Source organism: Lacticaseibacillus pantheris DSM 15945 = JCM 12539 = NBRC 106106, assembly GCF_001591865.1.
Lineage (GTDB): Bacteria > Bacillota > Bacilli > Lactobacillales > Lactobacillaceae > Lacticaseibacillus > Lacticaseibacillus pantheris.
In genome coordinates this window covers 15,429-30,072 of sequence record NZ_BCVS01000007.1, presented here as the reverse complement: position 1 = coordinate 30,072, position 14,644 = coordinate 15,429, and the positions used below count along the sequence as shown (strand labels likewise).

Annotated in this window: 12 protein-coding genes; 7 read left to right on the top strand and 5 right to left on the bottom strand. The window is 56.0% G+C overall.

Features of this window, described 5'->3' with window-relative positions; genetic code table 11:
• Positions 1-188 precede the first annotated feature (188 nt).
• Together LPA02S_RS01835 and lpdD are read left to right on the top strand one after the other, a co-directional pair.
• Positions 189-806, top strand: coding sequence for a UbiX family flavin prenyltransferase (locus LPA02S_RS01835; RefSeq protein WP_054651110.1), 618 nt, complete (start codon positions 189-191; stop codon positions 804-806).
• Complete coding sequence (gene lpdD, locus LPA02S_RS01830) at positions 799-1,233, top strand: prenylated flavin chaperone LpdD (RefSeq protein WP_054651091.1); 435 nt, start codon at positions 799-801, stop codon at positions 1,231-1,233. The genes LPA02S_RS01835 and lpdD overlap by 8 nt, the downstream gene beginning before the upstream one ends.
• A 517-nt stretch (positions 1,234-1,750) precedes the next feature.
• Here lpdD and LPA02S_RS01825 read toward each other — a convergent pair.
• Positions 1,751-2,308: a cob(I)yrinic acid a,c-diamide adenosyltransferase gene (locus tag LPA02S_RS01825; protein ID WP_056956884.1), complete on the bottom strand. Its 558-nt coding sequence runs from the start codon at positions 2,306-2,308 to the stop codon at positions 1,751-1,753.
• A 43-nt stretch (positions 2,309-2,351) separates the two neighbouring features.
• Complete coding sequence (locus LPA02S_RS01820) at positions 2,352-3,779, bottom strand: C69 family dipeptidase (protein WP_056956886.1); 1,428 nt, start codon at positions 3,777-3,779, stop codon at positions 2,352-2,354.
• A gap of 210 nt (positions 3,780-3,989) precedes the next feature.
• Between LPA02S_RS01820 and thmT the strand changes: the two genes are divergently transcribed.
• The 4 genes from thmT to LPA02S_RS01800 are packed head-to-tail and all read left to right on the top strand — an operon-like array spanning position 3,990 to position 7,259.
• Positions 3,990-4,178 carry a 2-hydroxymuconate tautomerase gene (thmT, locus tag LPA02S_RS01815; protein ID WP_054651089.1) on the top strand — a complete coding sequence of 63 codons (189 nt, stop codon included), beginning with the start codon at positions 3,990-3,992 and terminating at the stop codon, positions 4,176-4,178.
• A 4-nt stretch (positions 4,179-4,182) separates the two neighbouring features.
• Positions 4,183-4,917 (top strand): class I SAM-dependent methyltransferase, encoded by a 735-nt coding sequence (locus LPA02S_RS01810; RefSeq protein WP_056956888.1) that lies wholly within the window; start codon positions 4,183-4,185, stop codon positions 4,915-4,917.
• Between the two features lie 31 nt (positions 4,918-4,948).
• The gene (locus LPA02S_RS01805) at positions 4,949-5,929 is read left to right on the top strand and encodes an ABC transporter permease (protein WP_054651084.1); all 981 of its coding nucleotides are present in this window, start codon (positions 4,949-4,951) and stop codon (positions 5,927-5,929) included.
• Positions 5,916-7,259 (top strand): RsmB/NOP family class I SAM-dependent RNA methyltransferase, encoded by a 1,344-nt coding sequence (locus LPA02S_RS01800; protein ID WP_056956893.1) that lies wholly within the window; start codon positions 5,916-5,918, stop codon positions 7,257-7,259. The genes LPA02S_RS01805 and LPA02S_RS01800 overlap by 14 nt, the downstream gene beginning before the upstream one ends.
• Positions 7,260-7,344: 85 nt before the next feature.
• Here the strand turns inward: LPA02S_RS01800 and fni are convergent, their stop codons facing one another.
• The 3 genes from fni to mvk are packed head-to-tail and all read right to left on the bottom strand — an operon-like array spanning position 7,345 to position 10,343.
• Entirely contained in the window at positions 7,345-8,397 is a 1,053-nt protein-coding gene (gene fni / locus LPA02S_RS01795; RefSeq protein ID WP_056956895.1) for a type 2 isopentenyl-diphosphate Delta-isomerase, read from the bottom strand.
• A gap of 13 nt (positions 8,398-8,410) precedes the next feature.
• Complete coding sequence (gene mvaD / locus LPA02S_RS01790) at positions 8,411-9,391, bottom strand: diphosphomevalonate decarboxylase (protein ID WP_056956897.1); 981 nt, start codon at positions 9,389-9,391, stop codon at positions 8,411-8,413.
• Positions 9,384-10,343, bottom strand: coding sequence for a mevalonate kinase (gene mvk / locus LPA02S_RS01785; protein WP_156302207.1), 960 nt, complete (start codon positions 10,341-10,343; stop codon positions 9,384-9,386). The genes mvaD and mvk overlap by 8 nt, the downstream gene beginning before the upstream one ends.
• Positions 10,344-11,146: 803 nt before the next feature.
• Between mvk and LPA02S_RS01780 the strand changes: the two genes are divergently transcribed.
• Positions 11,147-14,635: a PD-(D/E)XK nuclease family protein gene (locus LPA02S_RS01780; protein ID WP_056956899.1), complete on the top strand. Its 3,489-nt coding sequence runs from the start codon at positions 11,147-11,149 to the stop codon at positions 14,633-14,635.
• Positions 14,636-14,644: the final 9 nt, after the last annotated feature.

The window sequence follows — 14,644 nt, the reverse complement described above, 5'->3', positions numbered from 1 at the left end:
GTGTTACGGAAGCTATTGCACTATCCATACCAGGGTGGCGGCGGTAGCTTCTTTGTACATATTTGCAGGCTGCAAATCTGCGGCCCGTATTGATACATACACCCATCGCATTGTGCCGGGTGGTTAAAAAACACTGGGTTGTGTTACCGTCACCACGTTGCCGGCCACACGTCCCCGCAAAGAGGGTAATTAGGATGAAAAAAATTGTTATTGGTGTATCGGGTGCCTCGGGGACCATCTACGCGTTGTCGTTGCTTGCGGCTTTGCACGCAAATCCGGACGTAGAAACCCACCTGGTAATGAGCAAGTGGGCGCGGGAAAACCTCTCGGTCGAAGCGACGGGTTACACGATGGCCGATGTCGAAAAGTTGGCCGATTATACCTACAACCCGAACGATATGGGAGCAAGTATTGCTAGTGGGAGCTTCATGCACGACGGTATGGTAATTGTGCCTGCAAGCATGAAAACCATGGCGGCGGTGGCGACCGGCCTCGGCGATAACCTGATTGCGCGGGCAGCTGACGTCACGCTCAAGGAGTGCCGTCAACTGATCATGGTGCCGCGTGAATCGCCGTTCAACCAAATCCACCTGGAGAACATGCTCAAATTAAGCCGCATGGGAGTAGAGATTATTCCGCCAATTCCCGCATTCTACAACCGGCCCCGTACCATCGATGACATCATCAACCACAACACGATGAAGTTGCTGGATCACCTGCACATTCGCAACGATGCGGGTGACCGGTGGCAGGGCTTGGCGGCCGCTAAGCAAGCGGCCCGGAAGGAGGCGGAGGCTCATGACTAAGGTTGGCGAGAGCATCACATTCAGTGTGACGATGGAGGACTACACCATCTACGCGGTGGTTGAACGGCAAAGCCAGGACTTGCTCATCCAGCTCATTGGCGGTGACGTATGGCATTACGGCGTCGTCACCGCCGTCAGCAAGGATACGGAGCCCCAAGACATTAACATGCCGAGCCGCCCGGGGCACGTTCACCAGGAGCGCGTTTTGACACACGCCTTGGCGAGCGTAATTCGGCCTGTACTGCAAAGTAACGCGTTCATCGTTAGCGGGATGCATGTCAATAGCATCACCACCGCACAGATGCGTGTCGCGACCAAGATGGCGCGAACGCTGGGCGAGGAAATCCGCGACTGGGTTGTGGCGCACCCGGCGGCCAAACTCGTCGAAACGTTCGCTCCCAGTCACCACCGTAATGTCGGGGAGTAACGGTGGCTGGTAGTAGTTTGGCGGCGGTTGCGGACGCCACCCGCTCGGCCTACACCACCACCAAACTACTACCAACGTGAGTCCGCCTGACTCATAGTGAATGACAAACAATCTTTGCAGACAGCAAGATCCCGAGATTTTACTTAACAGTCATGGGCGTTAGGTCAATCTAATAACGTAGTGTGCAACATTACTCACAGAATATTTCACTCGATTGATGTTAACTTGGGTTGTGTTTTGATTTATTATTCTGTCGCAATGAATCATTTATAAATAATCTAGTCGTCTAGGTATCACGTGAATCGATGTTATTCCATAAAACACGTGTACAACACGTTGGTGGTAATGGGGTGATAGTGTAGGGTAGCCGGAACGGCGTGAGCGTGAGGCTCGTAGCTCCGGTCGCGATTGTCACCCGTTTACCCGGAGCTATCGCCCCATTACCACCAGCCACTAAGCCACCCAACCGCACAAAAAAAGAGCAGATCAATTCTGCTCTTTTTTGCTACCACATAGATTACCGCCCAGAATTATTGTCAACACGCTTCTTGCTGGGGACCTCTTGGTAGCCCTCCCGATAATTAACGTACAGGGCCAGGGCAAAGAGGTAGTCGGACAGACGGTTCACGTACGTCATGATGGCATCTGGCTGCGGACTCGCCTTGTGCAAGGTCACCAGCTGGCGCTCTGCGCGGCGGGCGAGGGTGCGGGCGTACTGCAGCCCAGCGCCGGCCGGACTACCACCCGGTAGAATGAATTCCTTCAAACGTGGCGTGGTCGCCATGATGTCGTCAATCCGTTCCTCCAGGCGAGTGGTTAGCTCCGCCCCAATCCGATGACTGCGCGGTACGGCGATGTCCGACTGCAACTGGTATAGTTCACGCTGACGGTCAGCCAGCTCATCGGCTAATCCAGCCGTACCGGCTGTCAGGGCCGCAATAACAACGCCGATCCAGCTTTGCAATTCATCGAACGCACCCAGCGTTTCAATCTGGGCGTCGTCCTTATCCACCATCTGGCCCGTGACCTGTTTTGTCTGACCATGATCGCCCACCTTAGTGTAAATTTTTACCATCAATAATTCCTTTCCAAACCACGTAATAAGCACCTAGCCAACACTATAGCTGCGGGTCAACCGCAAAGTTGAGTGGGGAATCGTCCGTGCTGTCGCTCAACAAGCCCATTGATAATGCACGCCATGATTCCGCAGACAGTTGTGCGCGTTCTGCGTTACTTTGATTGGCAAACGCGACTAACGCATCTGCATCTTGAAGCTGCTTTGCCTGAGCATCGCTCGCGTGCAGGTGCGCTAATAACCGCGCCGCGACGTCCTCCTGCGTTTTCACCATGCGGGGGCTGAACCGTTGCCAGTGTGCATCAACCAGCACTCCGGCCAACTTATATTGCCAGTAAGCCGAATTGAGGTTGGCCGGCAACCCACCGCGCTGGTAATCAGCCGGCGTCGTGTCTGCACCAGCGTAAAACGGTACGTACTGGCTCTCAGCGGCAACTCCCATCGCCAGCCAGTGAATGTTGGCTACAGCGGCGGGCAAGTCCGAGCGCATCTGCAACACGTGGCTCTCCTGTGTTTTGGCGAGACTGATGGGCCGGTAACGGTGGGCGTTAGCGGGGTCTGGAATCCGGGCCGCCGGGTCAAAGGGGGTGTCCTGAAAATGTGCCGACAGTACGGCCGTAGCATCAGCGACCCGTAATGGTCGGTCCGCCCGCATGATAAACGGCTGGTCAAAACTTTCTGGATCCGCAACAATACTACTTTGCGTGAGTAGGCGGTGACCGTCCCAAACGCGCGGATTATTGTACATGCGGTCCTGGCTAGTATGGGTGCCGAAGATTTGCCGCCAGTTAAATGGCGTGCCGGGTTGCCAAAGCTGGTTAGTTTGCGCAAAGTCGATGAGGGTGGGGTCCAGCATAAAGTCGTCGCTGTCAGGATCGACAACCTCAATGCTGAGCTGGTTAGACGCCACGGCGTAGGCATCATCCGGAATGCGCTGGGCTAACCAGTGATGGCCAGTCGCAATTTCCATGTACCAGGCCTCCTGGTTGTCCGCAAAGAGGATGCCGTTAGCCTCACCGGTTCCGTACTGCTCAACGAGGGCACCCAGCCGCTGAACGCCAGCACGCGCCGAATCAACGTACGGCAACACAATTGTCACCATGGCCTCCTCGTTGATGCCATGCTCGGTGAACGGATCGTAGCTTAAGACCAGGGGGTTGGCGTACGCACTCTCGGTCGCACTCATCGCCACACCCGCATCATTGATCCCGTCCTCCTCAAAGAGGCCGTACTGATCAGTCCATTCGGGCGTGGCCGTGTACTGACGTGCCGAGTCCGGCAGCGGGATCACCACGCCAGTTTCGGCTGACGTAAAGGTGGTTGGTTGCGCGGCAGTTTGGGCTGGATGCACAACGAAGTGCTTTGGCCATGACGCCTTTGAGTCTTCGTTGCGACCAATCATGACGGAGCCATCCGCAGTGGCTTTGCGGCCGATTAAAATACTGGTACACGATGAGCGTGGTTGAATCATTGGGAGTACCTCCGAATTAGTTTCTTGATTGGCATTAATTATAGCGCATTTTTGCTGAGTTCTGGGAAAAGGTAAAGACGTTGCGCTAACAGTCGCCAAGCCGCGACCTCTTTAGTATAATGGTAGCTGACGTTGGTACGGCACGCATACTTGGCGTGCCGTACCCGCAAATAAATTGGGGTCAACATGACCCCCGCGGAGGAATTAACAATGCCATTAGTACATATTGAACTGGTTGCCGGTCGGAGTCAGGAACAACTGAAGCAGATGGTTAAGGACGTAACGGACGCTATCGTTAAGAATACTGGTGCTCCGGCTGAACACGTGCACGTGGTGCTCAACGAAATGGCCAAGGACCGTTATGCGGTGGGTGGCGTACTGAAGTCCGACGAACAGTAGACGCATGGAATATTGGGCCCGTTTGCGCGCAATCGTGGCACGTTATCCCCAAATCACCGCGCTACAGCAACAATGGCAGGCATGCCAGGCAGCACGCGACGCTATTCAACGTCACGAATTGCCCGCGGATAACTTGCCGCGACTAGGGTTGAGTGCCGACCAATGGTTATTCCGTCACGCAAACGAGGCACGTGATTTGCGTGCAGCCAGCCACATGCTGGAACACTTTCGCTGGTATATCGCCTACCACTTTGGCGTGTGGGCGATGATTACCGCCGACCTCATGGACACGTGGGTCGCCACCTTTCCGGGTTACCGCTACCTTGAAGTGGGTGCGGGTAACGGGCTCATTAGCTTTGGGCTCCGGGAGCGTGGGGCCAGCGTCATTTGTACCGATACGTTGAGCTGGACCGGGGAGAACGCCACGGGGCGTGCACCCTGGACGGAGGTCCTGCCAATGGGTGCCAGCGCAGCGGTGTGGGAGTATGGTAACCAAGTCGATGCAATTATTATGTCGTGGATGCCCGACAAGGATCCCAACGACGCGGCACTCCTGCAACAAGTCCGGACTTACTTCCCACACCTACAGATTTTCTGCATCGGTGAACGTAACGGACTCACCAATAGTGAACTATTCTGGACGATGGCACATCGCCGCCCGGATCGACGCTTGTTGGCGTTGAACCGACATCACCGCCAATTTGACGGAGTGAACGATAAGATTTATCTAGTATCGTAAGCATTATTTTTATTGATAGGGGGGCGTGGTCTTGCTAAGACACACCGTGGTTAACGTACTACTAATATTGCTTGCCATTGGTGCCGGCCTGATATGGAGTCTACGCGACCAATCAGAGTACGCAGACATCTTGGATCATGGTGGGCTGTCCGCTACGGCCAGAGTCTACCCGACCAAGAGCACCAAGCGCATTAGTGATGTCGTCGCGGCATTAGCCAATGATGATACAGTTGATGACCTTCAGGTACAGTTTGGGGTGAACAAAACCACTTCGTATATTTACGAAAAGGGGAGTGTGCAAAAACTGCCGCTGGATTCCGGACAGTTTTTCAGCGCGGCCGACTATAATTCAACCATTCCGGTGGCTGTTGTTGGCCGCACCGCCGCGGAAAACCTGTACGTTGGGAGTAACCAAAAATACCTCCAGGTGAACGGGCAATACCTATCCGTGATTGGTGTTACCGGGAGCGATGCGAGTCCGCGACTCAACAACCATATTTTCATCAACGCGTCCGCGCAGGGTACCACCTACAACCCCGAACTAAAACACGTGGAGGTTTTGGCGGATACGGACGACTGGACGACGGTTAATTCGACCCTAAAACGAATCCTGGGTGCACACTCGTACAAGCACCTCGCCAACGCCAAAACCCAGGTCAACAGTACTCGTGATAAGCACTTAGGCGCATTCTTTACCTACTTAATCTTACTGGCAATTGGTTTGGTTATCGTGGCGGCGATTAACGTTTGGCTGACTCCTGCAATCAAAGTGGCGGGGGTGGACCGACCACTGCGAAACCACTACATCTTTAGCATGGCGGGCAGCTACCTCCCTGGTGCTATTATTGCAATCGCTATCGGCACTGGTATTGCGTGGTGGCGACTCTACATCACTAACCATGTGCGCTTGGTCGGCAGTGCTATCGTCATGCTAGCAATCTTTATCGTGGCGAACCAACTATTAATGTTCTGGCAATTGAGACGAAAGGAACGTTCGCGTGAAATTACCTGATGGCTTTGCAGATAAATATCGACGTCTTTTAGGGGCGGAGGCGGACGGTTTCCTCGCCACCTTTGATGAACCGGCGACATCCGGTTTTCGCGTAAACCCGTTACGGCCGGACCCGACTGACGTTAACTTAAGCCTGAGCGAGCCCATTCCGTATTCAGAATGGGGCTATTACGGCAAAGTTGATGGTAACGCCGTTGACCACGTCAGCGGGTACGTCTACAGTCAGGAACCGAGTGCGCAGATGGTGGGGGCAGTGGCATCTCCCCAGCCCGGCATGCGAGTGCTAGACTTATGTGCGGCTCCAGGGGGCAAATCCACGCACCTGGCGAGTGCAATGCGCGGTCAAGGCTTGCTGGTCAGCAACGAAATCAACGCTGGTCGGGCCCGGGTCCTGAGCAGTAACCTCGAGCGGTTTGGGGTGGCCAACGCCATTGTCACTAACAACGATCCGGACACGTTAGCAAAGGCGTGGCCCGAGACGTTTGACATGATTTTGGTTGACGCACCGTGTTCGGGCGAAGGAATGTTCCGGAAGGACCACGATGCCGTCCAATACTGGACGCCGACGTACAATGACGAGTGTGCTGCCCGCCAACGCGATATCGTCGCGGCAGCATTCAAAATGTTGGCTCCCGGCGGCACGTTAGTCTATTCCACCTGCACCTTTGCACCCGAAGAGGATGAACAAATTGTGGCTTGGCTCCTCGACAACACCGATCTGGCAGTCGTGCCGCTTGACCACGCTGGGGTTCTAGCACCCGCACGGCCAGAGTGGGCTGATGGTAATCCGGCAATTGCTGGTGCTGGCCGTCTTTGGCCACAAAGTCATCGTGGTGAGGGGCACTTTGTTGCTCGGCTCCAGCGTCCAGGAAAGTTGCCAGAACACGTGCCCGGTCGTAACCGCCTGCAGACGCCCACCGCTGAGCAGCGGACGCTGTGGTCGGATTTTGCAGACTACACGCTCGTGGCAGACGCTGTGACCGGCGACCTAGCCGTCTTTGGCGACTACCTGTACGCTATGCCGCACGATTTACCCCGCCTCAAAGGGGTACGTGTCACGCATCCTGGGTTACAGTTAGGCGAGTTTAAGAAGCGGCGGTTCGTCCCAAGTCATAGCTTGGCGACGGCGCTGCCACCGGCTAGTTTCCATACAACCGTTGAGTTAACGGACGCAGAATTCGGACGTTATCGCCATGGCGAAACGGTGCGGCGCCCAGATATCGATGGCCGCCACTTTGCTTTGATTACTAACCAGGGTAAGGGTTTTGCCTTGGGCCACCTGGTGAACGGTACCGTTAAAAACTTGGTACCCAAGGGGCTGCGGGTTTAACCCACGTCAAAAAGGCACCCAGCGTTAATGTACATCTCAATAAGGGATGTTCACTAACGCTGGGTGCCTTTTACTTGCTCATCTTTTAGGGCATGGTCAGCCCGCGCTGTTCAATGTAGTTACGCAAAGTCGGACTCAACACCACGGGCACCGTCCGCAACTCGGTTAGATTACGCGCGCCCAGTAACGCCATGATGCCCCGGACCTCCGTTAGCAGTTGCTGGAGACGAGTGACCGTCGTGTCCAAATCACCACGCGTGAGCCAGTGTAGCACCAGTCCCGCGATCCCCACGACCTGCGCACCCAAGCGAAGCGCCACCACCACATCGAGTGCCGAGCGTATTCCGCCGGTTGCCCACAACTGCAGGGTGTCGGCATCATCGCTTTGGGCCTCTAACAGCGACTCGACGGTGGTTTGACCAAACGTAAACAAGTCGGTAAAGTCACCAGCATGTTGCTGATGGCTCCGCACGTTTTCAATTTGGGCAAAGTCGGTACCGCCCCGACCGCCAACGTCGACAAAAGGAACGCCCAGGCGGCTGAGTCGAGCAAAGTCATCGCTGCGCATGCCGGCGCCAACTTCTTTGACAATCACCGGCACGGACACTGCAGCCTGAATCCGTGCAATGTTGTTGATCCAATAAAACTCGCGGCCACCCTCTGGCATGACCAATTCCTGCACGGCGTTGAGGTGTACCTCCAGCATGTTCGCCCCCAAAGCGTTCACTGCCTGCTGCGCAACCGCCGGACTTTTATCCGCGCCCACGTTAGCAATCACTATTCCGTCCGGGTTGGCTGCACGCAATGGGGTAAAGGTGGCCGCTTGATCCGGTTCGGACGCTAGAATGGATTCACTGCCACTCGCCACCGCCAACCCGGTACGGGCAGCTATTGTGCCCAGTTCCGCGTTAATCTTACCGGTGGCGGGGGAGCCACCAGTCATGGCGTTAATCAACACCGGCCATTGCCACTGTTGCCCGGCAATATTTTGGCGAATGTCAACGTCATCTACCGCCAATTCGGGTAGTGCCGGACGGATGAAGCGTACGTCGCCAAACCCAGCGGTGGCATGTTCTTGAAAGAATTTTTCGGCTAGGAACACGTGCTCGTCCTTGCGGTGTGATTGTACAGATTGCATTTTGCTTACCTCATTATTCCGTGGTGTCAATTACGCTGGCTGCCGGTCCCGGCGCACACACGACCAGTTCGTTATCGAGTTGCGCGTGCAGCGCGGCAACCACCGCGTCAACATGCGTGGCGTCAGTTAATACTTTGACGTTCGGCCCCGCGTCCATGGTGGCGTAAGCGGGCAGTCCCGCGTCCCGAACCGCCCGGACGGCCGCCCACGCGGTAAGGGTCGCCGGTGCAAAGTAGGTGAAGGGGGGCTCGGCAGCCATGTTAGCACCGTGCATCATCATGGCACTACGCTCAGTGAACTGGCCGATTTGCTCCATATCACCCTGGGCCAGTGCGGCCACCATCGCTGGGGCGTCGTGTTCAGCCGTGGCAGCAAAGACGGGGAAGTACGGCGAGGTCGCTACCGTTCGGGCCATACCGTCGCGGGACGACACGTCCTTCTGACGGTCGTCAATTAGGATGGCGACCATGCGCAAAGACAGCGATGGCGCGGTTGGTACGGGCTCGGCAAAACTACTATCGTCGTCGTGACCCTTATGCCAAATAGCGGTGCCACCAAAAATCGACCGCGTGGCCGAACCAGACCCGCGACGGGCGAGGCGGGATAGTTCGCGGGGTGATAGCTCGGCACCGGCAGCCCGGGTTGCAGCGAGTGCCAGCGCCGCAAAGGCGGAGGACGAGCTAGCCAGGCCGGCTGCGTTCGGCACGTGGTTGACGGACCGCACAGTAGCGGACCCGCGCACACCCGTCCGGGCCCGGACTAGGTCGAGAAACTGATGAATCCGTTGAGTTGCGGCTGGACTTTGCTTGACCCCATCGAGAACAAAGGTGTCGTTGCCGGTCTCCGCAGCAAAACTCACGGTAGTGTCGGCGTAAAATTGGTCCAGCGTCAGGGAAACGCTACTATTTGCCGGTAGCATTAACTCGGGGTCGGCTTTGCCCCAGTATTTAATGAGTGCAATATTGGTATGCGCACGGGCAGTTACTTTAAGCATGCTTTTCCCCCCTGGCTGACTGTACGGCAAAGTTGTGGATCCACGTTTGTGGGGCACCGGCCAACTGAAGCTGTTGCGCAATGTGGTTGGCCGTACCTAAATCGGGTGCCATGGCAATGATGCATCCACCCATACCACCGCCAGTCAACTTTGTGCCCAAGCTACCCGCACCATTTGCGACAGTGATCAGCCGCTCCAAAACGGGAGTGCTGACCCCCAGCTGGGCCAAATACTCTTGCGCCGTGCCCATAATGCGTCCCAGTTCAACTACGTCCTGGTTCGTGATGGTGACGGCGGCCTGACGGGTCAATTGACCCAGGGCGTGAATCGCTGCGTTAGCCGCCTCGGGATCCTGTTCGCGAAAGCGCGTAACGGCGGTAACGGCCGCGCGCGTTTGGCCCTGGATACCCGAATCTGCAATCACCAGAACACCACGGTTAAGCGAAGCAATTGGCCGGGGGGCTTGCCCCTTAATAATCCATTGCGGATGGTCGGCACTAGTGGTGGCGGCGTCGATGCCGCTCGGATTACCGTGAATAATTCGTTCGCTCACGTCGGCCCAGCGCAAAACGGTGGGGCGGTCGATATCTTGGCCAAAGGCGTCGTAGAAAGTGCGCACGATAGCGATGGCGGTGGCGGCGCTGGAACCCATGCCGCGTTCGGGCGGTAGGTCGCTGACGATGTCGAGCGTGAGGGGCTGATCCGACGCCTCAAAGTTTCGGAGTAGTTGCCGTACGAGTGTGGCAATCCCGCTAAAGTTGGTGTCGATTGCGTCGGTGAGGGAGCCGTTATAGAACGCCGAGGTGACGGACTGGCCGTGTTCAGCGGGGGTGACGGTGGCCCGTAACCGAATGGTGGGGATGGGAAGGGCAATGGCGGGCTCACCAAAGACGACCGCGTGTTCCCCAATCATAATTATTTTTGCGTGGCTTGTTCCGGTGCCTGTGTGCAAAATGATTCACTCCGTTCTTGGTTGGTATCTGGGGTATATTATAGCAGAGAGCGCAGCAGACCGGTTAGTAAGTAGAGCATAAGTCACCTCAGCCAAGTGGCCCGCACTCGGCCGGTTGGCTGGGGTGGCTTATGCGGCACTTACTGGTCTGCGGAGCTCGTTTATGGCAGCAGACCGGTTAGTAAGTAGAGCATAAGTCGCCCCAGCCAAGTGGCGTTGATTGCGGCGTTGCTCCGTCAGGGGTACGGGGGCTGGCGACCGCTGCCAAGGCGAAGCCTACAACGTGCCAAACCCAGGCACGTTTCCGGCGCGATTCTGAAACTGTCCGCAAACCCACCGGCCAGTTTCAGAAATCGTCGCGCAGTACGTCGCCTTTGGCTCCTACTGCGGCAATTCAATGCCCCCAAACAGCGGCCGCCAGCCCCCATACCCCTGACTACACAACGCCGCAATCAACACAGTGATCAACTGTCTAAATTTTCGACAACTAGTAACCTGTAATGCCGGGCCATTTTAACTAATCTGCGTAAAGGTACACAAACTATCCAAATAAGGGCCAGGTAACTGTACCGTAAATTAACTTAGCCCGGCACTGGACACATTATGTGACTGACCACAATGATCAGCCTCCATAAAACTATAGTGCACATTGATTGCTGCCGCCCCACATACAAAGTGCATTTACCACCACAGCACCAGAAAAGTAAATTCACCCCGTGTCAACCCCTGACAACGGTAGGGCAAACGTTGTAACATTAACGGGACAGACGGACTACATAAGCCAGCCATTGGAGGTAGCACGCATGGGTCTACATTTCATTCTCGGTCCCGCCACCGCGGACCACGACCGCGCACTCATTGATCAGGTTGCCGCCACGTTGCGCGCGCATCCTGACGCTGACGTGCTATACCTGGTGCCTAACCACATTAAATTCGAATCCGAAGTGCAGGTGCTTGCCGCACTCCACCAGCAGTTACGGCCGGATGACCACATCTTTGCCCAGAGTCGCCTGCAAGTAATGAGCTTCTCGCGCCTTGCGTGGTACTACCTGAACAACACTGCGATCTACCAGCAGGCGCGCCTCACTCCCGCTGCCGCCGGAATGCGGATTGCCAAAATTATGCGGGACCATGAGGACGAACTGCGTGTCTTTGCTGGCGAACGCACTCACCAGGGCTTTACGGCCCGGCTGGTACAGCAACTCAGTGAACTCCAGATGGGTGGCGTCACCGCGGCGGACCTCGACGCCGCGCTCGCAACCATGCCGGATAACGACCGCCACTTGCCAAAGTTGCGGGACCTAGCAACCATCTTGCGCTATTACGAGGCGGATACCGTTAACACCACGAGTAACGCCGACCTTCTACAAGCACTAGCCGACTACCTGCACAAGCAGGACTTAACCAACACCTACGTTTTTATTAGTCACTTTAACGTCCTAGCCGCCCGCGAGGAAGCCATCGTCACCGAGCTCATGACGCGCGCTGCTGCGGTACACGTGGCCATTACGACCGACCGACCGGCAACGACTCAGCCGGCCGCACCCGACTTATTCTTCCCGGGTAAGCGGCTCTATTACCGGTTGTACCAACAGGCACGTACCAACGATGTAGCCATCCAGCATGATTCATTTGCCCCGGCCCGCAAAGTGGCGGTGGGAATTCAGTCAGTTGAACGCTACTGGATTAACGCCACGGCCCTGCGCGAAGTGCCGGAACACCTCGACTTTGCCGGTGTTGATTTAGTGAAGGCGAGCGATCCCTATACCGAGCTACGATCCGTTGCCCGGTCAATTCGTCAACATGTTCAGCGTGACGGGGCCCGTTACGGCGACTTTCTGATTGTTGCCCGGCACTTGAAACCGTACGAAACCATCGTGGACGCGGTTGCCAATGAATTCGAGCTTCCCGTCTTCGTCGACCATGAGCGCGCAATGACGAACCACCCATTAATAGTGTTTGTGGACAGCTTATTCGGCATGCTGGCCCATAACTACGATTATCAAAATACGCTGCAACTTTTACGGACTGAACTCCTGGTGCCGGCGAATATGGACGCTGCGGATTTTCGGCACGCGCTTGACGTGACGGAAAACCACATTCTACGAACCGGTATGTACGGCTCACAATGGGTTAGTCCCAAACCGTGGCAGTACTACCGGGTGCACCCAGATCCCGAACGCGATGATGCTCAGGTGAGTGAGGCGGATAGCGTCAACACGCAACTCATTAATACCATCAAGGATTTAGTAGCCACCACCATTCCGCCGTTTTTCCACCAGCTACACCAAGCAAAGACGGGGCGGGAAATGGCAACGGCTTTGTACCAGTTCTTGAACCAAAGTGGCGTCATCAACCAACTCACCAGCTGGCGGGACGCCAATAACGATGCGGGTAACTTGGTCGATGCTCAAGCCGGGGAGCAGGCCTGGCAAGTGTTGTGCGATATTTTGGACGACTTTGTGGACACGTGGGGCACAGAACCGGCCACCGTGGACCAGTTCAACGACATGATCGACGCGGGGTTCGCCAACGCCACGTACACCCAGATTCCATCCACGCTGGACCAGGTCACAATTTCAGAAACTGGTTTGGCCCGCCTGCAAAAGGCACGGTACGTCTACATTATTGGTGCAACGAGTACCGCCATGCCGGACGCCATTACGGACCGCAACCTGTTAACCAGTGACGACCGACACGTTTTGGCACCATACTTACCCGAGGGAACCTTTCTACCCGATGCCGGAGCGGATACTGCCCTGACGGAGCCATTCTTAAACTACCTCGCATTCGTTGAGGGTACTCAGCAATTAACCCTCAGTTACCCGGTCCACAGTGACGGGGACAACGACCCGTCGCCATATACGTTGGGCATCCAAAACGCCGGCCGTCTACCTTGGACTATCTGGCAGGACGCCACTCCAACAACGCCCGTAGACACTTTGCTCGGCACTCCACGCAGCACGCTCAGTGACGCAATTCGCGTCGCCCGCCAACTCAAAGACACTAACAACGCTATTAGTCCGGCCTGGACCAACACGCTACGGTCAATTAGTAACCACGGTTTACCGGCGCTGACGCATACCCTGATGTCCAGTCTGGACTACACCAACTCGGTGGGGGAACTCGCCCCACAACTGGCACACGCACTGTACGGTAACCATTTAGAGGTGTCCATTTCCCGGCTAGAATCGTTCTACCGGAATCCTTACGAATACTTCCTTAAATATGGCCTTGCGCTCGCACCACGGCCAGAATTCGCGTTGACCCCGGCAGATACCGGTACGTTGTTCCACGCCGTCCTTGACGAGTTGAACCGGCAGGCGGCGGACAAAGGTGGTATTGAAAACCTATCCGACGCCGAGCTCGACCAGCTGGTGCAACAGTTAGTTGCCGATAAGAGTACGGAACCAGGCTTTGAAGTTCTGACCAGCAGTAAGCGAATGCTATTCATTCGGGACTTACTGACGGCGTTGCTGACCCAGTCGGCCCGGGCCGTCCGTAACGAGCAACGGCAATCAGGCTTCAAGGTGCACAATACCGAGCTCACTTTTGGCTTTCCCGGTAAGCCGCACAACCTGCCGGCCATCCAGTTGGACTTGCCTGATCAACAATCCGTGCTCGTCCGGGGACGGATTGACAGGCTAGATACCGTCACTACCGGTGATCAGGGCGGTTTCGTGGTGGTGGACTACAAGTCCAGCACCCATAGCTTTAGCGCTGAGGATGCGTACTACGGTTTGGGCATGCAGATGCTCACGTATATCGACGCGGTGCTCCGTGGCTATGAACCGCGACTGGCCCCCGCAGCAGGGGTGTTTATGCACCTACAAAACCCGCGGCTCAAGTACTCACGGGATAAGCAGAAGAGCCTGGCCGCCGCGTTCAAAATGGACGGATTGCTGGTGAACGGGCCGGGGATGGCTGCCTTAGACACGACAGTCACACCGGACCAGCCCGGTTCGTCGGATATTTTCCCGTTCAGATTTCTGAAAAGTGGCCAATTAGGAAATAATCACAAGACCGTCACCCCGGAACAATTAGTGGACCTGATCCACCACAACGAAGCACTCATTGTGGCTGCCGCCCAGGCCGTCCTGGCGGGCCACATGGAACTAGCACCAGCGCGCACCGACCAAAAGGCCACCGTCATCACCATGAGTGACTACAGTGCGATCATGCAGTTTGACCCCACTCTGCGGGATAACCAGTACCGGCAACTAACGCCATTATCGTTAGAAGCGGTGCTAGCAAAAATCGCCCAGGAACGGTCTAACAATCAAGAAGGGTAGGGCAAAACA

Excerpts from the sequence above, each read along its gene's own strand:
- LPA02S_RS01825 (WP_056956884.1), bottom strand. The coding sequence starts at position 2,308 with ATGGTAAAAATTTACACTAAGGTGGGCGATCATGGTCAGACAAAACAG.
- thmT (WP_054651089.1), top strand. The coding sequence starts at position 3,990 with ATGCCATTAGTACATATTGAACTGGTTGCCGGTCGGAGTCAGGAACAA.
- lpdD (WP_054651091.1), top strand. The coding sequence starts at position 799 with ATGACTAAGGTTGGCGAGAGCATCACATTCAGTGTGACGATGGAGGAC.
- mvaD (WP_056956897.1), bottom strand. The coding sequence starts at position 9,391 with ATGCTTAAAGTAACTGCCCGTGCGCATACCAATATTGCACTCATTAAA.
- LPA02S_RS01820 (WP_056956886.1), bottom strand. The coding sequence starts at position 3,779 with ATGATTCAACCACGCTCATCGTGTACCAGTATTTTAATCGGCCGCAAA.
- fni (WP_056956895.1), bottom strand. The coding sequence starts at position 8,397 with ATGCAATCTGTACAATCACACCGCAAGGACGAGCACGTGTTCCTAGCC.
- LPA02S_RS01810 (WP_056956888.1), top strand. The coding sequence starts at position 4,183 with ATGGAATATTGGGCCCGTTTGCGCGCAATCGTGGCACGTTATCCCCAA.
- LPA02S_RS01780 (WP_056956899.1), top strand. The coding sequence starts at position 11,147 with ATGGGTCTACATTTCATTCTCGGTCCCGCCACCGCGGACCACGACCGC.